Source organism: Blautia sp. DFI.3.45, assembly GCF_020593505.1.
Lineage (GTDB): Bacteria > Bacillota > Clostridia > Lachnospirales > Lachnospiraceae > Blautia_A > Blautia_A wexlerae.
Genome location: NZ_JAJDMI010000003.1, coordinates 82,411 through 104,678, shown reverse-complemented (window position 1 = coordinate 104,678; position 22,268 = coordinate 82,411). Strand labels below are relative to the sequence as shown.

Annotated in this window: 17 protein-coding genes; 4 read left to right on the top strand and 13 right to left on the bottom strand. The window is 41.1% G+C overall.

Going from position 1 to position 22,268, the window contains the following annotated elements; all coding sequences use genetic code 11:
• Positions 1 to 24: 24 nt before the first annotated feature.
• The 6 genes from LJE09_RS01980 to LJE09_RS01955 all read right to left on the bottom strand — a co-directional run bounded on the left by LJE09_RS01980 (position 25) and on the right by LJE09_RS01955 (position 7,791).
• Positions 25 to 1,239, bottom strand: coding sequence for a ribonuclease E/G (locus LJE09_RS01980; protein ID WP_022381237.1), 1,215 nt, complete (start codon positions 1,237 to 1,239; stop codon positions 25 to 27).
• The gene (locus LJE09_RS01975; RefSeq protein WP_020993899.1) at positions 1,223 to 1,930 is read right to left on the bottom strand and encodes a TIGR03936 family radical SAM-associated protein; all 708 of its coding nucleotides are present in this window, start codon (positions 1,928 to 1,930) and stop codon (positions 1,223 to 1,225) included. Before LJE09_RS01975 ends, LJE09_RS01980 begins: the two co-directional genes overlap by 17 nt.
• A complete protein-coding gene (locus LJE09_RS01970; protein WP_022381236.1) occupies positions 1,914 to 3,785 on the bottom strand; it encodes a TIGR03960 family B12-binding radical SAM protein in 1,872 nt (623 codons plus the stop codon). The genes LJE09_RS01975 and LJE09_RS01970 overlap by 17 nt, the downstream gene beginning before the upstream one ends.
• A gap of 121 nt (positions 3,786 to 3,906) precedes the next feature.
• On the bottom strand, positions 3,907 to 5,331 hold the full coding sequence (locus LJE09_RS01965; protein ID WP_173706576.1) for a DNA/RNA helicase domain-containing protein: 1,425 nt from the start codon (positions 5,329 to 5,331) through the stop codon (positions 3,907 to 3,909).
• 175 nt (positions 5,332 to 5,506) lie between these two features.
• The gene (locus tag LJE09_RS01960) at positions 5,507 to 5,881 is read right to left on the bottom strand and encodes a RidA family protein (RefSeq protein WP_008703111.1); all 375 of its coding nucleotides are present in this window, start codon (positions 5,879 to 5,881) and stop codon (positions 5,507 to 5,509) included.
• Between the two features lie 161 nt (positions 5,882 to 6,042).
• A complete protein-coding gene (locus tag LJE09_RS01955) occupies positions 6,043 to 7,791 on the bottom strand; it encodes an alpha-amylase family glycosyl hydrolase (protein WP_118575081.1) in 1,749 nt (582 codons plus the stop codon).
• 325 nt (positions 7,792 to 8,116) lie between these two features.
• Between LJE09_RS01955 and LJE09_RS01950 the strand changes: the two genes are divergently transcribed.
• Both LJE09_RS01950 and LJE09_RS01945 read left to right on the top strand, forming a co-directional pair.
• Complete coding sequence (locus LJE09_RS01950) at positions 8,117 to 8,635, top strand: hypothetical protein (protein ID WP_118330911.1); 519 nt, start codon at positions 8,117 to 8,119, stop codon at positions 8,633 to 8,635.
• Positions 8,636 to 8,790: 155 nt separating this feature from the next.
• On the top strand, positions 8,791 to 9,918 hold the full coding sequence (locus tag LJE09_RS01945) for a ComEC/Rec2 family competence protein (RefSeq protein WP_118613674.1): 1,128 nt from the start codon (positions 8,791 to 8,793) through the stop codon (positions 9,916 to 9,918).
• Positions 9,919 to 9,951: 33 nt separating this feature from the next.
• Here the strand turns inward: LJE09_RS01945 and LJE09_RS01940 are convergent, their stop codons facing one another.
• Positions 9,952 to 10,431, bottom strand: coding sequence for an acyl-CoA thioesterase (locus LJE09_RS01940; protein ID WP_025577026.1), 480 nt, complete (start codon positions 10,429 to 10,431; stop codon positions 9,952 to 9,954).
• A gap of 367 nt (positions 10,432 to 10,798) precedes the next feature.
• On the opposite strand from LJE09_RS01940, the gene LJE09_RS01935 reads away from it, so the two are divergent.
• Both LJE09_RS01935 and LJE09_RS01930 read left to right on the top strand, forming a co-directional pair.
• Positions 10,799 to 12,184, top strand: a complete 1,386-nt coding sequence (locus tag LJE09_RS01935; protein ID WP_022381230.1) for a citrate/2-methylcitrate synthase — start codon at positions 10,799 to 10,801, stop codon at positions 12,182 to 12,184.
• 191 nt (positions 12,185 to 12,375) lie between these two features.
• The gene (locus LJE09_RS01930) at positions 12,376 to 14,235 is read left to right on the top strand and encodes a serine hydrolase domain-containing protein (RefSeq protein ID WP_227310930.1); all 1,860 of its coding nucleotides are present in this window, start codon (positions 12,376 to 12,378) and stop codon (positions 14,233 to 14,235) included.
• Between the two features lie 128 nt (positions 14,236 to 14,363).
• Here LJE09_RS01930 and eno read toward each other — a convergent pair whose 3' ends face one another.
• From eno to LJE09_RS01900, 6 genes are all read right to left on the bottom strand, one after another.
• Positions 14,364 to 15,668 (bottom strand): phosphopyruvate hydratase, encoded by a 1,305-nt coding sequence (eno, locus tag LJE09_RS01925; protein WP_118616664.1) that lies wholly within the window; start codon positions 15,666 to 15,668, stop codon positions 14,364 to 14,366.
• 398 nt (positions 15,669 to 16,066) lie between these two features.
• Complete coding sequence (locus LJE09_RS01920) at positions 16,067 to 17,347, bottom strand: M56 family metallopeptidase (protein ID WP_227310936.1); 1,281 nt, start codon at positions 17,345 to 17,347, stop codon at positions 16,067 to 16,069.
• 30 nt (positions 17,348 to 17,377) lie between these two features.
• Complete coding sequence (locus LJE09_RS01915; RefSeq protein ID WP_118616655.1) at positions 17,378 to 17,764, bottom strand: hypothetical protein; 387 nt, start codon at positions 17,762 to 17,764, stop codon at positions 17,378 to 17,380.
• Positions 17,765 to 18,275: 511 nt separating this feature from the next.
• A complete protein-coding gene (locus LJE09_RS01910; RefSeq protein WP_055052796.1) occupies positions 18,276 to 18,536 on the bottom strand; it encodes a heavy-metal-associated domain-containing protein in 261 nt (86 codons plus the stop codon).
• Positions 18,537 to 18,707: 171 nt separating this feature from the next.
• On the bottom strand, positions 18,708 to 20,201 hold the full coding sequence (locus tag LJE09_RS01905) for an FMN-binding protein (RefSeq protein WP_173706388.1): 1,494 nt from the start codon (positions 20,199 to 20,201) through the stop codon (positions 18,708 to 18,710).
• Between the two features lie 173 nt (positions 20,202 to 20,374).
• The gene (locus tag LJE09_RS01900; RefSeq protein WP_118616657.1) at positions 20,375 to 22,264 is read right to left on the bottom strand and encodes a penicillin-binding Tp47 domain C-containing protein; all 1,890 of its coding nucleotides are present in this window, start codon (positions 22,262 to 22,264) and stop codon (positions 20,375 to 20,377) included.
• Between the last annotated feature and the right edge of the window lie 4 nt (positions 22,265 to 22,268).

Here is a 22,268-nt window from a genome sequence, read left to right as displayed (position 1 = left end):
TTTACATAATTATTTTATGGTAAACTATAATTCTCTGATTTCCTCAATCACAGGTTTTCGCACTTTCTTTCTGGTAAGTTCCAGGATATGCAGTGGAGTGATGTCCACTGCTTTTGCCTTTACCGGATCTTTGCGCAGATATTTCTGCAGGACATGGAACAGTTCGTCCTGATGATCCTGATTTTCCATATTAATAAAATCAATCAGAATAATTCCGGACAGGTTTCTGAGACGTAACTGTCTGGCAATTTCCTTTGCTGCCTCCAAATTGATTTTTCGGTAAGTTTCCTGCATTTTCTTTTTGCCTGTAAACTTTCCGCTGTTTACATCAATGGATACGAAGGCTTCTGTCTGCTGGATTACCAGAAATCCACCACTGTTCAGCCAGACTTTCTCATGCTGGATTTCTTCTAAGACAGTTTCCAGGCGATAAAGTTTGTAAAGAGGGAGAAGTTTATCATCATAAAACCGCAGCTTCTCTTTTTCCTCCGGGCTGTTACTGTTAAGATAGTCAGAAATCTGTCGGGATATCTCAGGGATATCTGTTATGATCTCTTCCAGGTTCCGGCTGTTGGCGTCGCGGACTGCAGAGATATAAAAAGGCTCTGTTCTATATACGCAGCTGAAACAGGTACGGGATCTTCCGTCTACAGCAGCCTTATGATACAGGCCCTTCAGGTATTCCAGTTCTTTCAGTATTTCTTCTTTTGATGCATCTGCTGCATTTGTACGAACGATGATACCAAACTCTTTATCCGAACGGTTAACTTCTGCTTCCATCCACTTACTGATACGGCTTCTGTCATCATTGGAAAGTTTGGAAGACAGACCAAATTTCTTATCGCCGGTTGTAAGAACCAGATATTTGCCTGTAAAATTCAGATTCGTGGTTACAGCCGGTAGTTTTCCCTTCATTGCTTCCCGGCTGATCTGCACAAGGATTTCATCTCCTGCCTTTAATGGGCGGTCACCTTTTTTTACAGAAGCATAAATCGCATTTGGAGCATCGGAAAGCTGCAGGTAGCATTTTTCCCCGGCAGAAATCTGTACGAATGCAGCACCGATATTGGCAGCTATATTCTCTATCTGTCCAACATAAATATTTCCAAGAGAAGATTTCTCCCCAACAGGTTCGAAGCGCAGTTCCATTACTTTACCGTCTTCTTCATACGCACATACATAGCATGGAATCTGCCGGATATTCATTTGGGTAATAATCAGTTTACTCAACTTCTTCACCCAGTGCTTCCAGAGTTACAAATTTATGTTCTTCCTCTGTTCCTTTATCTGCGTATACTTCCAGACGTTTGATGGAATAAGCAAATTCCGGAAGTTCTATGCCAAGCCATGAGAAGAATGTATCTGTTACCAGTTCCGGTTTTGTGTAATTGGCACTTGCGGAAGCAAGCATCATAAAGATCTTGTCTCCCTGAAGTTCCATCTTATAGATAAACGGGCGAATATCAATTTCCTTTTCGCTTCGTTTGGTCTTTTTCATTACTTTGATCTCCGGCTGCGCCAGGAAATCACTGATTTTATCTTTCCAGGAAATTTCAGGCTCTTTTCCCGGACGAAATTCTACATAATAATCGGCTGCTGCCACCAGTGACATTGCCTTACCCGCCTTTCCGTCCTCAACCTGACGGGTACTGAGTACATGTACCCCTTCTACCATCACTGCATCCAGACGTCTTGTGATCTCTGAAGTAGGAACTGTCTCTGCCAGCTCCAGATCGAAGTACTCTCCCAGACTTTCCGTACCAACTCCTAATGGTGCGGCAAAAGACATGATCATATGCGGACTGTATCCACCGGAAAAAGCAACCGGAAGATTGGCTCTGCGGATAGCCTTCTGGAAATAACGCATGGTATCCAGATGTCCCACAAATTTCACAGGACCCTCTTTGCTGAATTTAATTCTTACCTTCATAACATACACCTCCGCCATAACGCATAGCACCACAGCCGGAACATTTCTGACGGCAGTTTGGTGTTACGGTTTCTTTCTTTGCCTGTTCCCATTCGTGGATCAGGAACTTCTTGGTCACTCCTGCATCAATGAAATCCCATGGAAGGATCTCATCTGTGGAACGTTCTCTGAGAGTATAGAAATCAATATCTGTGTTGGTTTCCGCAAAAGATTCTTTCCATATATTATAGTCAAAACTCTCTGACCATGCATCGTAGATCGCACCTTTTTCATATGCTCTAAGGATAACTTTTGAACAACGGCGGTCACCTCTTGCAAGGAAACCTTCAAGAATCGTTACATCCGGCTCATGCCAGCTGTAGCGGATACTTCTCTGGTTTAACTGTGCGCGGATCTCGCTTTTTACGACCTTTGCTTTCTCCACGAAATCTTCCTCTCTGTACATACCTGCCCACTGGAATGGGGTAAATGGTTTCGGTACAAAGAAAGAGGTACTTACATTGACCTGAACCTTGCCATTACGTTTTTCTTTCGGCACTTCTTCATAATAAGTTTCTGCAATTTTCTGAGCAAGATGAGCAATACCTTTCATATCATCTTCTGTTTCAGTTGGAAGTCCGAGCATGAAGTAAAGCTTTACCTGATTCCATCCACCTTTGAATGCTTCACCTGCACCATGAAGAATATTCTCTTCAGTCAGACCTTTGTTGATAACATTACGCAGACGCTGGGAGCCTGCTTCCGGTGCGAAAGTAAGGCTGCTCTTCTTTACATCCTGTACCTTGCTCATAACATCCAGGGCAAAAGCATCGATACGCAGGGATGGCAGAGAGATATTGACAGCATTGCCATGAAATTCTTCGATCAGGAAGTTTACCAGTTCCTTCAGCTCAGAATAATCACTGGAGCTTAGAGAACTTAAGGAAATCTCCTCATGTCCTGTATTCTGAAGCATTTCTCTGGCACTTGCCTTTAAATCCTCCACATTGCGCTCTCTGGTAGGACGGTAGATCATACCTGCCTGACAGAAACGGCATCCGCGGATACAGCCACGCTGGATCTCCAGGGTAACACGATCCTGAGTAGCTTTAATAAATGGAACTACAGGAGCTTTGATCGCGCGGTAGTCTTTAGTGACATCGGTGATCAGCTGTTTACAGACTTTCTCAGGTACGCCCTCTTTTGCAGGTGTAAAGGAAGCAATGGTGCCGTCTTCTTTGTAGGTTACATTGTATAAAGAGGGAACATAAATTCCGGGAATCTGGGAAGCTGCAAACAGGAAGTCTGCTCTGGAGCCGCCTGCTGCCTTGTTTGCCTTATATGCATCAAACAGAGCATCATAGACAGTCTCACCCTCGCCAATATAAAACATATCAAAAAATTCTGCGATCGGTTCCGGATTATATGCACATGCACCGCCGCCGATGACGATAGGGTCATCTTCCTTACGATCCTTTGCCAGAAGTGAAACATGGCTCAGGTCAAGTACCTGAAGCACATTGGTATAGCACATCTCATATCCAAGGGTAATACCAAGGAAATCAAACTCCTTTACAGGCTCCTGGGATTCCAGGGCAAAGAGAGGAATATGTTCCTCACGCATAATTTTATCCAGATCCATCCACGGAGAAAAGACACGCTCACACCAGACATCCTCACGTTCATTGAACATGTTATAGAGGATCATCATGCCCAGATTGGACATACCGATTTCATAAACATCCGGGAAGCACATGGCAAAGCGGATATCTACGTCATTCTTATCTTTCATTACAGAGTTGACTTCACCACCGATGTAACGGGCAGCCTTGTCAACTTTCATTAAAATTTCATCGCTTAAAGCTAGAGTTCTCATAGTATTCCTTTCAGAGGTTATTGTATCAACATTGTGTTAAGCAGGGAAAATCCCCCACAATATTCCTATTATATACGGAATGGTGGGGGATTTCAAGGGAGAGTCGGATAGTTTGCAGCTTTTATCTGACAGTATCAGGCTGTAAAAGCGTGAGTAATGTTTCGTATACATATGTATTTTCTCTAACAATTATAGAAAGTTCCTCTTTGGCCTGATTCAGCTGGTGAAATAAATTACGGACATCAGGCCTGCCTTCTTTGAAATGTTTTGAACGCAGATATCTGTTCTGATCATAGTAATATCGTTCGTCCAATATGATAACAAGACGTTTTATGTCTCTCACGGCAGTAATCTCATATTCATAACCCTGATGTATATAATCTTCCAGTAAGGCAGCAGTCTCCTCTTCATTATTTGCATATACAACAGAAACATGCGGATAGGGTTTTGAGGTTTTTCTGTCTGTAAGGTGTATCATATTCTGGATAAATGAGGAAAGTTCCGCATTGGTACGGATGCGGTTGGTTAAGTGAAACATCTGGATTTCCGGCAGGTTTTCTATGAGTTTTAATGTATTTACCCCTAATTCTTCAGGACATATGGCATCTTCGGAATCGCTGGAAAATATTACAGGAAACTCCCCCTCCGATTGCGTTAACAGAATCTGCAGTTTTTCTGAAGAAAGCAAATGTGCTTCGTCTACCAGAACTGCACTGTAATGTTTCAGCTCTGTATTTTCGGTCAGCTGATTGTCCGAAAGAAAAGCAATACGTTGTAAACGTTTATGCAGTATTTTCCATTCTTTTCCGGCATTGCCACAGTGAATCATGCATATCTGCTGACGCCTGGACAGTTTCATGGCGATATCATAGAGAAGCAATGTTTTTCCTGTTCCGGGAAGTCCGGTAAAACAGAAATATTCGAACCGGCTGATACGGAGTTTCTTTAAGATCTGGCGCTGGATATCCCGCTGCTGGGAAGTCAGGAAGTATTCTTTTTTCAGGAAACGGGCCGGTTCTGTGATGGGAGAAATCAGATATAGTTCGGCCTGAAACAGATCGTCAATATTCCCCTGATAATCACTGCTCTCCTTTTGCAGTGATCCGCACAGTTCTGTCCAGTCGGCTTCTGCAATATGATCATGATTGGTAAGCCTGACAAGGCGATTCTGACTGCTGATATACGTATAAGACTGTATGGAGCGTCCGAGAACGGAAAGATAATAACGGTTCTGCATAAGCTGTTTACGAATTGCCTCCTCAGATACAGCTCCGCTTTTCAGTTCAATATTTATAATCTGGTCGTCTTTGATCTGGAGAAGATCAAATTCTTTCCCGAGTTTTGGAATCTGGTAGGAATAGAAAAAGCGCAGGGAACAGACTTTAGTCATATGCGATTCTAACTGGCGTACCAGTGCTTTCATACTCTGAAGTTCCCATTCCCGTATTTTGAGGAAATATTCCCGACCGGATAACTGACGTTCCAGTTTTGACAGAGAATCTGTATTCTGATTTCTCGTAAGTGCATATATGGATATTGATCTCATAACTTTTACCTTTCATTTTGCCGGAATTCTTTTATACTATTATAGCAAATATCAGCAATTGCAGGTAGCCTGAAAACCAAAAACAGCCAAGTGGATTTTTCCCTGGCTGTTTTCCCCATCTGAATCAGATTCAGAAATTGTTTTGAAATATCTATTATATTGTGGTTTGGCTGAATTACTCAGCTACAGCGATAGCTTCCACTTCGCAGAGTACGTTCTTCGGAAGCTGTTTTACAGCAACGCAGGAGCGGGCCGGTTTGCTTGTGAAGTATTTCTCATACACAGCGTTGAATGCAGCGAAATCTGCCATATCAGCAAGGAAGCATGTAGTCTTGATAACATTGTCAAATGTAAGTCCGGCTTCTTCAAGAATTGCTCCTACGTTCTTGCAGGACTGCTCTGCCTGTGTTTCGATTTTATCGCCTGCAACTTCACCTGTAGCCGGGTCTACCGGAATCTGACCGGATGCAAATAAGAAGTTTCCTGTCATTTTTGCCTGAGAATATGGTCCGATTGCTGCTGGTGCTTTTTTTGTTTCAAGTGTTTTCATGAATGAATTCCTCCCGTACGATTTAGTGTGATTGATTGTCTGTATCTGTATCCTTATCTTACCACCAAAAAAATATTTAGTCAACGGCAAAAAAATTGTCACATGGAAAATTTCTCTTTTATTAATGAAAGAAAAGATAAAAAATACTGACGATAATCTGATCAGTGGAAGCTCTTGAGCCAGTTTACCAGAGAATCATGCCAGATATTATCATATACTGTTTTCTTCATCTGGTCTGTAACAAGGCCGTTACCTGCCATTTTGGCAAGGATTGCCTGCTGTAATTCATCTACAGTCATGTCTTCCGGGGATTTATTCAGGTCTACAATCACTGTCTTTTCCTTTTCAGCAGCGGCTTCCGTATTTTCCGGAAAACTGTTTTCTGCTGATGTGGCTGAAGTATCGGCAGTTTTTTCAGGCTGAATATCTTCTGCTTTTGCTGCTGCGGTTTCTTCTGCTGCGGTTATTGTTTTCTGTGCAGGAGACTCAGCCTGTGCGGAAGTTGTTTCTTCTGTTTCTTCCTGTACTTTTTCGATATCTGCAGTTTCTGTTTTTACTGGTATATATTCTGGCATTTCACCCGCCGGAACCCAGATTTCACCGCTGTTTGCGGCTACTGCTACATTGATACGTCCATCCTGAACAGGTACTTTACGGCCTGTGAGGGTTCCAATATATTCTGCGCAGTTTCCTGCCGGAAGGCTCATATCTGCTGCATTATCATCGTTATTTACGGTAACGATCACACGTATTCCGTCAAGGTCACGGGCAAATGCAAACTGGCGGTTAGTAAGCTGAAGTTCAGCGTAGCTTCCGTAGCTTAATGCAGGTGTATGCTGTCGTATCTTTCCAAGAGCTGCGATCAGGGCTGTACATGGATTCTTCTGTACTGCATCTGCATAGTCTTTGATATCCAGAGCCGGTCTGAGGCTGTCATCGGAGAATTTCTCTTTCTTTCCTTCAATACCGAACTCAGAACCGTAATAGATACTTGGTACACCCGGAAGTGTATAGAGTAAGACATGAACAGGTGCAAAATGTGCTTTATTTGAAAGCTTGGTATAAATACGTTCTACATCATGGTTGTCCACAAAGTTGTAGAGATCAAGATTTCCCATATTCTGGAGATATTTTACAGTATGTGCGATCTCGAAATAGTTATGATCGTTATGTCCGCTGTAGAGTGCTTTATGCAGGGCATAGTTTGTTACACTGTGGAGCGTTTCTCCATTTACCCATCTGCTGTAATCGCCATGGATCACTTCGCCCATAAGCCAGAAATCTTCCTTTACTTCTGCTGCTGTACGGCGCAGGGCACGCATGAAATCAAAATCAAGGACATCTGCCGCATCCAGACGGATTCCATCTACATCAAATTCTGATACCCAGAAACGGATCACATCACAGATGTAATTCTGTACTTCCGGGTTTCTTTGGTTTAATTTTACCAGAAGGTTGTATCCACCCCAGTTTTCGTAGGAGAAGCCGTCATTGTATTCCGTATTCCCTCCGAAGTTCACATTGCAGTACCAGTTGAGATATCTGGAATGTTCGCGGTTTTGCTGAATATCTTTAAATGCAAAGAAATCACGGCCTGTGTGATTGAATACACCATCGAAAATAACTTTGATCTCTTTTTCATGACAGGCTGCCACGAAGTTTTTAAGGTCTTCGTTGGTTCCGAGACGGGAATCCAGCTTCTTGTAATCTGTGGTTTCATAGCCATGTCCTACACTCTCGAATAAAGGTCCGATGTACAATGCTGTACATCCGATTTCTCTGATGTGGTCGATCCATGGAAGTAATGTGTTCAGACGGGAAACAGGAGCACTGTAGTCATTGTGCTTCGGCGCACCGGTTAAACCCAGTGGATAGATGTGATAGAAAATTGCCTCATTATACCAGCTCATAAATGACACCTCTGTTTTTAAATTTATAATTTCAATTTATGGGGATTTTTTTACCCTGATATCATACAGGAAAGAAAATAATTAGATAAACTGTATTATAGTTGAAATTATATTCATACGATTCTTATAATAACAGATTTTTCAGACAGAATCCAGTTTTTTTTCAATTTTGGCTTGTATATCTCAGGATAGTGATGTATGAACAGTAACTTAAAATTTACTCTACAAAAAAATCTACTTAAGGTATATAATATTGCTGTAAATAATCTGGATATGCATAGAAATAGAAAGAAACAAACATAGATAAGCAAGGAGAATATAAACTATGAGACATATAGATGAAATTCAGATTGCCGGAACTGCAATCCTGCTTTGTGGCGCGATGTTTGCGGTTTCTGCTGTGGCACCTACCGGTAATACAGTGTCAAAAGCTGTTACAAACTTTACGGAAGCTCCGGAAACTGCCGCTGAGGCTCAGGCACAGGCAGAAGCTCAGGCTGAGGAGGATGGATTTACCATTTATACTCAGGAAAGTAACTATGATTCTGATTATGACAACAGTTATAATGATACTTCTTACAATGACTCTTCTTACAATACTGATACGACGCAGGACGGTTCTCTGGATGATACAGGGCAGGAGAATGATAATACAGATACAGAAGATGGATCTTCTGATGATGGAAGCAGTGATCAGACATCGTCTGACGATACAGGGGATGATTCTTCCGATCAGATTGATTATCCCAGTGATGACAATTCCGGTGACAGCACAGATGGTTCTCTGGATAACTCTGATACATGGGAAGACAATGGAGAGGAAGTCCAGCAGATAGAGTATTAATCAATCTGACGCAGGACTTCACGCTAAAGCATTTTTCAAACCCGCTCCAAGATAGACTGGATTATTTGTATTATTTTACGAAATTACTATAATTATGTTTTTGTTTCTCAATAAATGGTATAATCAAACTGTTATTAACATTCAGGAGGCTTTTTATGAAGAAACAAAACAGGTTACTATCACTAATTCTATCTCTGTTCCTTCTGCTGTTTACCTTAGTTCCGCAATCAGCACTGACGGTAAAAGCTGAAGGCAACAGTGAGATGGCAGTTCATTTTATTGACGTTGGACAGGGAAATGCCATCTTAGTACAGTCCGGAGGACAAAATCTTTTGTACGATGGCGGGGATCAGAGCCATGCTGATCTGATCATCTCCTACTTACAGGAACAGAATGTGGAAAACATTGACTATATGATCGCTTCTCACTATGATGAAGATCATATCGGCGGTCTTGTTCCATGTATAGACAATTTCTCTGTAAGTAATATATTCGGACCAGACTATGTACATACTTCAAATTTATTCAATAATTTTATGAATACTGCCACTGCAAATGCAATTATCGTACAGTATCCTTCTGTAGGTGAAACATTTGATTTTGGCACCGGAAGTTTCACTGTTCTTGCACCGAATGGTATCAGCCAGAACAGTAATGATAACTCTCTTGTAATCAAACTTGAAAATGGTTCAAATAGCTTTATTTTTACCGGAGATGCAGAGGAAACCAGTGAACAGGATATGATCAGTACTGGTATGAACCTTGATTGCGATGTTCTTTCTGTTGGTCATCATGGGTCTGCAAGTTCAACTACCTGGGATTTCCTTGAGGCGACTTCTCCATCTTACGCAGTCATAAGCTGCGGAATCAATAATCAGTATAATCATCCGTCAGCAGATACAATGGGACGTTTATCAGATATGGGAATCCCTGTATTCCGAACAGATAAACAGGGTACGATCATTGCAGTCTCCGATGGAACAAATATTTCCTGGTCACAGGAGCCATGCAATGATTATTCTTCCGGAGACTCCTCTGTAAATGCTTCTGCAGGTGGCACTGGTGGAAACTCCTGGCAGGAAGAAACTACCACTTCTGATCCGGTACCTGAACAGGAAGAATCCAACAATGCAGATGTAGGAACAATGGTATGGATCCCTGCAACCGGCGAAAAATATCACAGCATTCCCAACTGTGGAAGAATGAACCCGGATACAGCCAGACAGGTATCCAGATCAGAAGCCGAGGTTATGGGATACGGACCTTGCAGTAAATGTTACTGATAAACAAAAACAGCCGCATTTGCGGCTGTTTTGTTAAAATCCTTCCTGTCTGCGTACTTTCCAGAGTTTTGCACGTTTCTGTGCAGCTTCATTCTCTATCTGCTGAGTAACTCCCTCAATGATAAGTCCCGGTACTTCCACAGGATGCTGATGTTCATCTGTTCCAACCATAATAAAATATGCGCGGTTGATCATGGTTCTGGTTCCATCAAGGGCTTCACAGTAAGTATCAATACGTACTTCCATGGAAGAACGTCCCACATGTGTAAGCCGTCCGATGAGAACGATGGTATCGTTCACTCTGGCTCCGGCTTTGAAATACATATTGTCTACTGCAACAGTTACCACATTCATTTCCGCATGACGCTTGGCAACAATACCTGCTGTTTCATCAATCCATGCAAGCAGCTGTCCGCCAAACAGATAACCTGCGGCATTCAGACACTTTGGCATTAATAAATGAGACTGCTCTGTTAAGGAGTCCTCAACTCGTTTCATTTTTCTTTCTGACATTTCTTTTCTCACTTCCCCTTTATCATGCTTTCTGTTGGCTATTATAGCACGTTCCATGATTTTGTGTTATATTTTTCATAATTTTCCTTCTGTATAATTTTAAAGCGTTATCACTTTAATATGATTGTATGAAAAAAAATACAATCTTTATCTTGCCTTTCCCATCACTTTACTGTACAATGTTTAAATAGGTACAAATACAAATGTTCGCCATAGTAAAACACTGATCGCAAGGATGCATCTGCAATTCACTGTATCAGTGTTTTTTAATAAAATTCACTATAATATGCATTATTTACGAGTATTGCTATAAGTGAATTTGCGAGTATTGCTGTAGATAAATAACGGGGAAATGAGGAATGATATTATGGAAAAACATGAAATGATGAGTCTGGAAGATTCCGGACAGCTTCGTGACAAAATGAGATTCTTTGAACAGGAACTGCTCAAGAATCATCATATCGATCCAAATCTGTATGTAGAATATAATGTAAAAAGAGGTCTTCGTGACTCCGCAGGTAAAGGTGTCCTGACAGGTCTTACAGAGATTTCTGATGTTAATGGTTATAATCTGATCAACGGCAGACAGATTCCGGCTGATGGACGTTTATACTATCAGGGAATCAATGTACAGGATATCATCAGTGGTCTGAACGGAAGACGTTTTGGATTTGAAGAAACAATTTATCTTCTGATCTTCGGTAAGCTCCCTGATAAGGAAGAACTTTCCAGATTTCTGGATATGATGTCTGATATGGAGGAGCTTGGCGGTCGTTTTGTCCGCGATGTTGTTATGAAGGGAACCAATGCCAATATTATGAATGCCATGCAGCGTTGTGTTCTGGCTCTCTATACATATGATGACAATCCGGAAGATATTTCTCCTGAAAATGTACTTCGTCAGTCTCTGGAACTGATTGCAAAGCTTCCTGAAATTGCCGTATATTCTTACCATGCATATCGCCATTTCAGAAAGGATGACACCTTATTTATCCGTAATCCGCAGAAGGGGCTTTCTCTTGCCGAGAACATTCTTCTTATGCTTCGCCCGGATGGAAAATACACAGAACTGGAAGCAAAAGTTCTGGATATTGCACTGATCCTGCATGCTGAGCATGGTGGCGGTAATAACTCCACTTTCACCACTCATGTGGTAACTTCTTCAGGGACAGATACCTACTCTTCTACTGCTGCATCCATCGGATCTCTGAAGGGACCTCGTCATGGTGGAGCAAACCTGAAAGTTCAGAATATGTTTGCTGATCTGAAGTCTCATGTAGATCAAGATCACTGGGATAACGAAGATGAAATCATAACTTACCTCAAGAAGGTTCTGAATAAAGAAGCATTTGACCATGCAGGGCTGATCTATGGTATGGGGCATGCAGTCTATACACTTTCCGATCCTCGAGAAGTGATCCTGAAACGCTTTGCCCAGGCACTTGCTGAGGAAAAGGGAATGACAGAGGAATTCGAGCTTTATAACAGAGTAGAAAATATTGCCGGCAAACTGATTATGGAACATAGAAAACTGTTTAAGAATGTCTGCGCAAATGTGGACTTCTACAGTGGATTTGTATACAGCATGCTTGGTATTCCGGAAGAATTATTTACTCCGATCTTTGCTATTGCACGTATGCCGGGCTGGAGTGCTCACCGCTTGGAAGAACTGATCAATGCAAATAAGATCATTCGTCCTGCTTACAAATATGTAGGACATCATACAGATTTTGTTGCTTTTGACGAAAGGTAAACAGATGAAACTTATTACTGGCTGCGGTTCATTCCGCAGCCGTTTTATTATGTCACTAAAGTGAGCTTCCCGCAGGAAGAGAATCCTGCGCTACTGTCCACTGGTAATATCCTTTCTCGTAAAAATATAATTTGCATTTGTTGTATGAGGTCTGTATAATCAAAATAAATCCGAAAAAGGAGGTATTCTCTATGGCAAAAGAACAGATTGCAGTTGCAGAACTGGTTTTAAATATGATTCTTGGAAAAACAGGCGGTACACGTGTAGATTATTTCCCACAGAAACCGGATTTTCCGTTTGATGCAGTTTATGAGCAGGCATTTGTACGTGCCACACCGGAGAGTCAGGGAATCTCCTCTGATCTGTTTACTGCCCTTCTTCGGGAACTGGATGCTTCCAAAGATACGGAAATGCATCATTTTATGGCACTGCGTCATGGCAAGGTAATTTGTGAATGTAATTTTGCACCATACCCTAAAGGAATGTGGCATATTACACATTCCATGTGCAAGAGCATCACAGGTATGGCAATCGGCATGTTGATCGAAGAGGAAAAATTAAAGCTCGATGAAAATATTTATGACATTTTTCCGAATCATATAAATGCCTTTTCAAAGATTTTCCGCCCTGTGATCACAGTAGAGAATCTGCTGACCATGACAAGCGGCATAACTTTTAATGAATCAGGTATCGTGTCCGGAAATGACTGGCTTGGAAGCTTTCTGAATGCATCTGTCAATGGAAAACCCGGAACGGAGTTTCAATATAACAGTCTGAATACTTATGTTCTTTCTGCAATCGTGACGAAACGTACAGGAGAAACCCTGACCGAATATCTGACTCCGAGACTGTTTGGTCCTCTTGGTATCACGAAATATTACTGGGAAACCTGTCCGAAAGGAATTACAAAAGGCGGCTGGGGACTGTTTCTCTGTGCAGAAGACATGGCAAAACTTGGCCAGCTGTATCTTCAGAGGGGAAAATGGAATGGTCAGCAGCTGGTGTCTGAATATTGGATAGAAATATCTACGGCACGACATCTGAAAACTCAGAATGGCACCTATGGATATGGATATCAGCTATGGATGGAACAGCGCCCGGGAAGCTTTGAATATAACGGAATGTTGGGACAGAATGTTATTATTTATCCGGATATGGATATGGTTCTTGTCACAAATGCTGGAAATAAAGAAATGTTTCAGGACTGTATCATGCTGAATATCATTCGGAAATATTTCCCTGTTAATTATCATCCCGCCGATGTTCTACCTGAGAATCCGCTCTCCTATAGTCTTCTGAAACGGTTGTGCGGAGAACTGGAAAATGGAGAAAATAATAACAGAAGTACTTCTCTGCGCGGGAGATGGAAAAGAAATGTAGTTTCCAGAAGGAAGCATTCAGATAAAAAGTACAGCTACCGTATTTCAGCAGCCGTTGATCGCCCATCTGATCATCACAGTTTTATGCGGGCTGTAAGCGGCAGAACTTATGTTATGGAACAGCAGAATATTGGAATTGCGCCGTTGTTTGTGCAGGTATTCCACAATAATATGACAGATGGTATTTCTGAAATTTCTTTTACTTATGATGCGGGAAACTTTTACGTTTCTTTTACCGAAGGTGAGGTAATCCATAAACTTCCTGTTGGATTTGGAAGGGCTGCGGATGGATGTGTTGATCTTCATGGAGAACATTACCTTGTAGCTACACTGGGAGAATTTGCAAGGGATGAAAACGACATCCCAGTATTAAAGCTGGAGATTACTTTTATAGAAGAATGTGTGAAACGAAAGGCGCACATTTTCTTTCATGAAGATGATGAAATTGAGATCAGATGGAACGAAACACCCGGTAAAAAAATGATTCTGGCAGGACTGAGTTCTATTACTGAAGAACTGTCAGGAAACTTCCTGTATAATTCGCTTCTGGGAGATCATAATATTACGACGACAGAACTGCTGCACCGGCTTATGGAACAGACGATTGAGCCTGCTGTAAGGGGATATCTGAAGAGTTCGAAAGAAACAGACAGTATTGATACAGATGAGTGAATATAATAAAGTCTCATATACAAAAATGCATTTCTCACTAAACGATTAAGATGAGAAATGCATTTTGCATTTTACAGGTTGATTTTATTTATGGTATGAATTATTCACGAGGATTGCTATAGTTCTGTTTAGTCCTGTTTTACATTAAAAGCTTTCATTCCCGGATATACTGCGCTTGCGCCGAGCTCTTCTTCGATACGGAGAAGCTGGTTGTATTTTGCAACACGTTCGGATCTGCTGGGAGCTCCGGTCTTAATCTGGCAGGTGTTCAGTGCTACTGCAAGGTCTGCGATTGTTGTATCTGCTGTCTCGCCGGAACGATGAGAAGAAATTGCGGTGTAGCCTGCTTTGTGAGCCATTTTAATTGCTTCCAGTGTTTCAGATACGGAACCGATCTGGTTTAATTTGATCAGGATCGCATTACCTGCGCCAAGGCTGATACCTTTTGCAAGTCTTTCTGTATTTGTAACAAACAGGTCATCACCGACAAGCTGTACTTTGTCGCCAAGTCTGGCTGTAAGTTTCTGCCATCCTTCCCAGTCTTCTTCATCCAGACCGTCTTCGATAGAGATGATCGGATATTTTTCGCATAATTTAGCCCAGTGCTCAATGAGCTCTTCGGATGTATACTCTGTGCCGGCTTTTGGAAGTTTATAATATCCTTTGCCTTTTTCACTCTTCCATTCAGAGGAAGCAGCATCCATGGCAATCCTGAAGTCTTTGCCTGGTTCATATCCGGCTTTCTTAACTGCTTCAAGGATTGTCTCGATTGCTTCTTCATCGGATTTCAGTGCAGGTGCGAAACCACCCTCATCACCTACTGATGTAGCAAGTCCGCGTTCTTTCAGGATAGAAGCAAGTGCGTGGAAGACTTCTGCACACCATCTTAAGCATTCTTTGAAGGAAGGTGCCCCAACTGGCATGATCATAAATTCCTGTACATCCAGACCGGATGATAATGCGTGGCATCCACCGTTTACGATGTTCATCATTGGAACTGGAAGACGGTTTCCGGATACTCCGCCAAGGAAACGATACAGCGGAATCTCAAGAGAAGTTGCTGCTGCTCTGCAGCATGCGATAGATACTGCAAGGATTGCATTTGCTCCAAGTTTGGATTTATCTTTTGTTCCGTCTGCTGCGATCATAGCTGCGTCTACTGCATAGATGTCGCTTGCATCGAGACCTTCGATTGCTTCGTTGATTGTTGTGTTGATATTCTCTACTGCTTTCTGTACGCCTTTTCCAAGGTAACGAGCTTTATCTCCATCTCTTAATTCCAGAGCTTCGAATTCTCCTGTAGATGCACCGCTTGGAGCTGTTCCTCTTGCTACAGTGCCATCCATCAGATATACTTCTGCTTCTACTGTCGGATTTCCTCTGGAATCCAGAATTTCTCTTCCAATTACTTTCTCAATTTCTAAGTACATGATAAATCCCCTTTCTGGTTTTGCATTTGGACTCCTGGTACACCGCAACTGGGATGTACCGGGTGGATCATATCTGAGGTACGGTTTTTCAGCAGAACCGTGATTTCAGCAAGTACAGATGTGATCCGGTGTTCCGAAGAATTCAGCAGTCTTCGGATGGAGTTCAAATGATTTAATTCACACGAGAGTTTACTATATCTAACTCTGTTAGTTAGTATATTCTAACTTTTATAAAAATGCAAGAGGGAAATTGGTGGGATATTGAGAAAGTATTTCAGAAAAAATATAGATTTATATTTTAGTTTAAGATTTCAAAATAATTAAAGTAAAAAAATCTTCAGATATCTAAAATAACTCTCAAATATCTGAAGATTTTTTATATTACATAAACAAGTATTTAATTAATGAGGGCATTTTGCATATGTAACAGTATTATCGTATTTAGCATTAGCGCTATATCCACATTTTTCGCATCTTTGGCATTTATATATTTTAACAGTACATCCGCCAGAAGAATTTTTGGAATGTGTATAAAAAGTTGCCGGAACCATACTATGTGTACATAATGCATAGGTGTCTGATGATTTTTGTGCTACTATCTGATTTCCATCTGCATCAACATATACCGTATCACCTTGAGAAAAATCAATAGATTTTATTATACTTTCATTTACATCATCAAATCCAAAATCATATATTGAATCATCAGAAACGAATTCTTCAAAACTTTCATCCGACGATTGTACTGGCTGATACGCCATTACCGTCCCAGCGCTCGCCACAACTGTCAACGCCGACACTGCCACCATAATTCCTCTCTGTAACATCCCTTTTCTCTTTTCCTTCATCATGTAGTTGATCCTCCTTTTTAATGTTTTAAAATCCTTTCCTTCTTTATTGTTTTTATGTCCGGAAAGGTTATTTTTCCACACGGCTGGGCGAATATCAGAAGTTGCGGCTTCTAATACCAGCAAACTTGCATAGTCTTGACGTTTTTCTTTTGTACAGCCATCGACGGCTACACTGTCACTGACTATTTCTGCTGTATCTATGTAAAGGAAAAGTAAAAGATATGCCACAGGATTCATCCAGTGCAGGCACAGAACGAAAAGGCATAAAAGTTTTACTAAATTGTCATGATTTTTCAAATGTGTATGTTCATGCTTATATACCATAATAAAATCAGGATGCAGAGGAAAACTCTCTGGAAACACAATCTTCTGACGGAAAAATCCAATGGTACATGGACCACAGATCTCATCTGGAATCAGATAATAGGTGAGATTATCTTCTGGATTTTCAATCTTTTCAAAGATATAGTTCCGTATAGAATGTGCACCTCTCCAGTATTTAACAATCTCATAGATTGCAAAGATAATAATTCCTGTTAACCAGATTCTGGCAAATAGATTAAACCATTGAGGTATCCATATGTACTCACCCTGCTTTTCACTCCAGAAAGCCAGAGAACCTGACATATAGGAATCAGCTTTTCTACCAATTAACATTGTTTCTGGAAGTGCATCTTTTGGAAGCAAATATTTAACCAACTGCACAGGTACCAGATAAAAGAACACACCTGTCAGTAGTAATCTTCTTCCGAGAATGTAATTATAGTTTCCACGCTGGATTATATACAAAAGTAAACAGATCACAACAGGAATACTTCCTGCAATGGACATACAAACTAACAGTTCCATTTAAACATCACATCATTTCTTCTTAATATATTCTAATAAATATTCTTTCTCTTCCTCTGTAAGTTTCTGATCAGAGGTCAGAGCACTGACAAGGATGTTCATATCAGGAACTATATATCCTGATGCGGATGACCTGAAAGTGTGTGCAGATTTGGCAGCTTCAGTTTCACCCTTTTCTTTAGCAAGTTCATTTAACTTATCATACAGGTAGCGGTTTCTCAATCCAAGAACAAACATAGATGCCGGGTATAGTAAGGATACTACAGCAGCACCAATCATGTATAAAGTAAATGTATGTGTATCGTTTACCGGAGGTTTGCTCATAAAGTTAATAAAGAAACCAATACCAGAAAAAACAGTAAATAAAATCCAACAGACAAGTTCTATTTTCTTTTTCATTCTTTCGTCTCCAGATCATTAATAATTGTAAATTTCTGTCATTTCTTAACTACAGTTAGTCTACCATATTTTGCACAAATTAAGCAACTGATTTTTATGAATTTATCGGACTTCTTACCGTCATTATTCGAGATTTATCGAGAAATTGCACAATAGATTATGGACTTGTGTTACATTTTTTGAACACTTCTTCCATAGCGCGTCATCCGAGGACTGCAAGCTCCTTCTGATAAACTGCGGAGTAGTTATTTGGTATAGAGCCACGTAGCGAAGCGGTAGATTTTATCCGCTTGACAAATACATTTATCAGATATATTTCTGAAATGCTCTCAATATGCAAAAAAGATTCCATTTTTCTATAAATCATTCAAATCCATGACTATTGATTTCATCTACCAGAGACACATCTCTGAATGCAACAAGGTGTCTGATAAAGTAAAAAGCCAGGAAAGAACTGTTCAATCACTGAACAATTCCTGCCTGGTTTCTCATGGAAAATTAAAACGTATTTTTATTTATGAAGAAAAGAAAACAGTCCTTTTTTCTTTTCATATGGCTCTGATGTAATGCCTTTTACTTCATATCCTGTAGCACTGATCGCTGTTTTTAATTTTGCTTCGTCTACCGGTCCGTCTGAGATGATCACGGTTTCTCCTTTGCTGTGGGAAGATGTAACTTTATCTACCTGGAAAGCTTTTCTCACTGCATCATTTACGTGAGATTCACACATACCGCACATCATGCCGTCTACTTTTACAGTTGTTTTAATCATGTTGTTATCCTCCATTTCTATTATTACAATACTGTTAAAAGCATGATCTGTCATTATAAATTAGAACTCACTAACAGAAATTATAGCATATGTTTTTTTCTTTTACAATAAGTGTAAGTTTTAATTGTAATTAAAATTTTATGCTACTTTTTTGCTTTAATTTCAGTAGTTTTATGCCAATGCCTGGGCAAGAGCTTTCTGAATTGCTCCAAGGATTCCCTCTGAGGAATAAGTGGCACCGCTTGCAGCATCAATTCCGTCTGCTGACTGATTTCCCATAATCTGAGGATAAATAGTTTCCCATGCATAATCAAAGTACTCAGGTGAATCACTGTTACTCTGTTCAATAGATGCAATCTGACCGCCCTGAATCGTTACGGTTACATTTACTCTTCCACTGTATCCGTAGCTTGAGCCTGTATAAGTTCCGTCAATATATGGTCCTGTAGGTTCCGGCGTAGGCTCCGGAGTCTCTTCCGGTGTTGGTGTGGGAGCTGGTGTTTCCTCTGGTGTTGGAGTGACTTCTGGAGTCGGAGTTTCTTCCGGTGTCGGGATTGGGGTTGCCTCAGGAATTGGCGTAACTGTTACTTCTGGTGTTGGAGTTGGTGTCACTTTTGTGGTGCCTTTTTCTGCCTGCTTCTGAATATCTTTCATTGCGTTTATGATACCCTTTGAAGAGTAGGTTGCACCACTGACAGTATCAATGCCATCGACAGACTGATTCTGAATGATCTCATTTTCCAGGATGTCCCATGCTTTCTTAAAGAACATAGGCGTATCTGTATGCTCTGCTTCCAGAGACTTGATCACACCTTTTTTAATCTTAGCTGTCAACGTAATTGTCCCACTGTATCCTTTACCGGTTCCTGTATAGGTTCCGTCTTTGTAAATCTGTTCGTCTCCCGGCTTCGGTATTGGAGAAGGTTTCTTTGTCGGTTTCGGTGATGGAGTGGGAGTTGGCGTAACAACTGCCTGATTTCCTGATGGAATTGCCTGTGACAATGCATTCTGAACCGCAGTAATAATTCCGTTTGAAGAATAAGTGGCACCACTGACTGCATCTACGTTCGGAGACTGGCTTGCAAGAATTTTGCTGATCACACCCTGTGCATTTGCAAAATAGGAGGCTGTTTCGTTTGATGCATCTACAATATTGATAGCTGCAATTTTATGGTCAGTGACAGTTACCTGAACAGTGATCGTTCCTCCGAAACCGGTTCCGGATCCTGTATAGGTACCATCTGCATATCCACCGGCAGGAACTTCTGTAGTTGGTGTGACTGTGCTTCCTGCACCACCCCCTGCTGTACCTCCATTTGCAGAGGAACCTGTAGATGAATTTTTCTTTGTTCCTGTTTTAATCTTACTTGTTTTTTTTGATGTTTTTGAAATTGAGGTTCCATTGGTTTCAGAAGAGTCTTCTGAATCAAAATCCTTACCTGCAGTTCCTTGTGAAATCAATTCTTTAATCTCGTCAGTAGACATAATATTATTATTGGAAACCGATGTAGTCTCCACAGGACTTTTATCTGCCTGATAACAGGTTACACAGACTGCTGCAAAAACTGCTGCCGCAGGAATAAGCTTTAACCATGAACGGAAACTGTCCTGTTTGGGTTTCATTTCCGGAGTCTTATTATTTTTCTGCTCATTATTTTTGTCCATAAATTTCTCCTTCTTCAATAGTTCCAGGAAATCATATTCAAATGATTTCTTTTCAACTGTATAAAGTTTTACAGTTGAAAAGAAATCCTGCCCTTTCTGGTGGGATACAGGATTTCTTTCCTCTTGTCTGCGAATCCGATTGCAAATATCCGCCTGACTTCAGTCAGGTCAGATTATTTTACAGTTACTTTAACTGTTTTGGTTACGCCATTGCATGTTACTGTGATCTTGGCAGTACCTTTTTTAATACCTTTAATTGTACCCTTGGATGATACTGTAGCAATTTTCTTGTTGCCGGATTTGTATGTAACTTTTCCTGACGGAGCTGCTTTTGCTGTGATCTTAGTTGTTTTGCCGACTTTTACAGATACAGATGTTTTGCTCAGTGTAAGAGTTGGATTTTTAACTGTTACTTTGCAGGTTACCTTTACATCTCCGCATTTAGCTGTGATGACTGCACTACCTTTTGCTTTTGCAGTAACTTTACCGGTTGTTTTGTTTACGGCTGCAACTTTTGGGTTACTGGAAGTAAATGTAACTTTTGGTGCATCTGCTCCTGTTACAGTTGCCTTCAGTGTAGTTGTTTTTCCTTTGTAAACAGTGGCTGTTTTCTTGTTGAGAGTTACTGTTACCTTCGTATCTGCTTTAACAAGAGCCTCTACTGCTGCGTTCAGATGAGTTGTAGCTTCATCAACCTCTGCCTGAGTTGGCTTTTCTTTTGCAAGAAGATCCTTTGCTTCCTGAAGTTCTAACTGCATTGCCTTCCAGGAATCTGCTGTGTAATCTGCTTCTTTTAAGGCTTCTGCTTTTTCTACTGCTGCTTTTAATGCTGTTGTATCTGCTTCTCCTGCTTCCGGTTTTACGATGTTTGCATCTGTTGCATTAACTTCAAATACAGTATCTGCATATCCCATTGCATATACAGTGATTTTCCATTTGCCGGTTCCATCTGTTCCTTTTGGAAGCTGGCAGCGATAGGAATCTGTCAGACCAAGCTGGATTCCCATTGCCTTGTGCATCCAGTTATCTGCTGCAAATTTTGTTCCGTAAGATGCCAGAACTTTATTACCATTTCCGTAGTAATCCCATTTTACAGCATACATTTTAGCACCAAGAGCACCATATCCGTCACCGGTAATATCTACTCTTAAGAATTCGCCGTAACTTCCATTTGCTTCTTTTACTGTTGCGGTAACATTGGATGCTGTCTGGAGTGCCTGATCTTTAAGTCCGGAACCTGTACCGTTTGTTCTTGCCTTGAATGTGAATGTTCCATCGGAACCTTTTACAGCTTCTTTTAAGCCGTTTGTTTCAGCGGTAACATCCGCAACTGCACTATAGGACTGCAAATTGTTTTCTCCAAATCCTCCGGCAACTGTGCTTCCGTCTTCCACAACCTTGAACTGGGATTTGAAGGCTTCATAATCTTCTGCCTTTACTGCGACAGGCACATATTTCAGACCTACAACGCTGTAATGGTCGAATTCTGCAACGCTTCCGTCAGCTTTTGTGATCTGTCCTCGCTCAGGCTGATTCAGCTTTACAGTTGTTCCGTCCGTAAGAACTGCATCATTAGCTGAGGTCCAGTAGGAAATCTCATAAGAACCGCCGTTTTTGTCATACATGATTGCTTCACACTGGTAGCTTCCTCTGTGCAGGCCATGGTTTACAGTAGCTCTGGTTACTGTGTCGAAACCGCCTTTGTCAAGTTCATCATGGCTGTCTTTTGTTCCATTGGAAGCTGTGTTTGCAGCATTATAAACTCCCTCAGATGCCCAGTACTGTGCCCATGTCAGACCTGCATAGACATATTTGTAGCCTGTTTCTGCTGTTGCAGCGAATTCATCTTCTGCTGCTGCCTGATCGTCAACAAAAGGTGTTTCCTCATCGCCTGCAAAAACATCAGCGGTGTCATCTGCTGCATCAAACTCATCTGTCTGTGCCTCAGTCTCCACCGCAGTATCAGATGTAAAATCCGCAGCCATAACCGGTAATCCTGAAACCATCATTGCTGCACTTAAAATTGCAGGAGCTGCCATTTTGATTAAATTTCCTTTGCGCATACCT

Coding starts and splice junctions, on each gene's coding strand:
- LJE09_RS01915 (WP_118616655.1), bottom strand. CDS start 17,764: ATGAAAAAGAAAATAGAACTTGTCTGTTGGATTTTATTTACTGTTTTT.
- LJE09_RS01970 (WP_022381236.1), bottom strand. CDS start 3,785: ATGAGAACTCTAGCTTTAAGCGATGAAATTTTAATGAAAGTTGACAAG.
- LJE09_RS01955 (WP_118575081.1), bottom strand. CDS start 7,791: ATGAGCTGGTATAATGAGGCAATTTTCTATCACATCTATCCACTGGGT.
- LJE09_RS01930 (WP_227310930.1), top strand. CDS start 12,376: ATGGCAAAAGAACAGATTGCAGTTGCAGAACTGGTTTTAAATATGATT.
- LJE09_RS01950 (WP_118330911.1), top strand. CDS start 8,117: ATGAGACATATAGATGAAATTCAGATTGCCGGAACTGCAATCCTGCTT.
- LJE09_RS01910 (WP_055052796.1), bottom strand. CDS start 18,536: ATGATTAAAACAACTGTAAAAGTAGACGGCATGATGTGCGGTATGTGT.
- LJE09_RS01935 (WP_022381230.1), top strand. CDS start 10,799: ATGGAAAAACATGAAATGATGAGTCTGGAAGATTCCGGACAGCTTCGT.
- LJE09_RS01940 (WP_025577026.1), bottom strand. CDS start 10,431: ATGTCAGAAAGAAAAATGAAACGAGTTGAGGACTCCTTAACAGAGCAG.
- LJE09_RS01960 (WP_008703111.1), bottom strand. CDS start 5,881: ATGAAAACACTTGAAACAAAAAAAGCACCAGCAGCAATCGGACCATAT.
- LJE09_RS01900 (WP_118616657.1), bottom strand. CDS start 22,264: ATGCGCAAAGGAAATTTAATCAAAATGGCAGCTCCTGCAATTTTAAGT.
- LJE09_RS01945 (WP_118613674.1), top strand. CDS start 8,791: ATGAAGAAACAAAACAGGTTACTATCACTAATTCTATCTCTGTTCCTT.
- LJE09_RS01920 (WP_227310936.1), bottom strand. CDS start 17,347: ATGTCCATTGCAGGAAGTATTCCTGTTGTGATCTGTTTACTTTTGTAT.
- LJE09_RS01965 (WP_173706576.1), bottom strand. CDS start 5,331: ATGAGATCAATATCCATATATGCACTTACGAGAAATCAGAATACAGAT.
- LJE09_RS01905 (WP_173706388.1), bottom strand. CDS start 20,201: ATGGACAAAAATAATGAGCAGAAAAATAATAAGACTCCGGAAATGAAA.
- LJE09_RS01975 (WP_020993899.1), bottom strand. CDS start 1,930: ATGAAGGTAAGAATTAAATTCAGCAAAGAGGGTCCTGTGAAATTTGTG.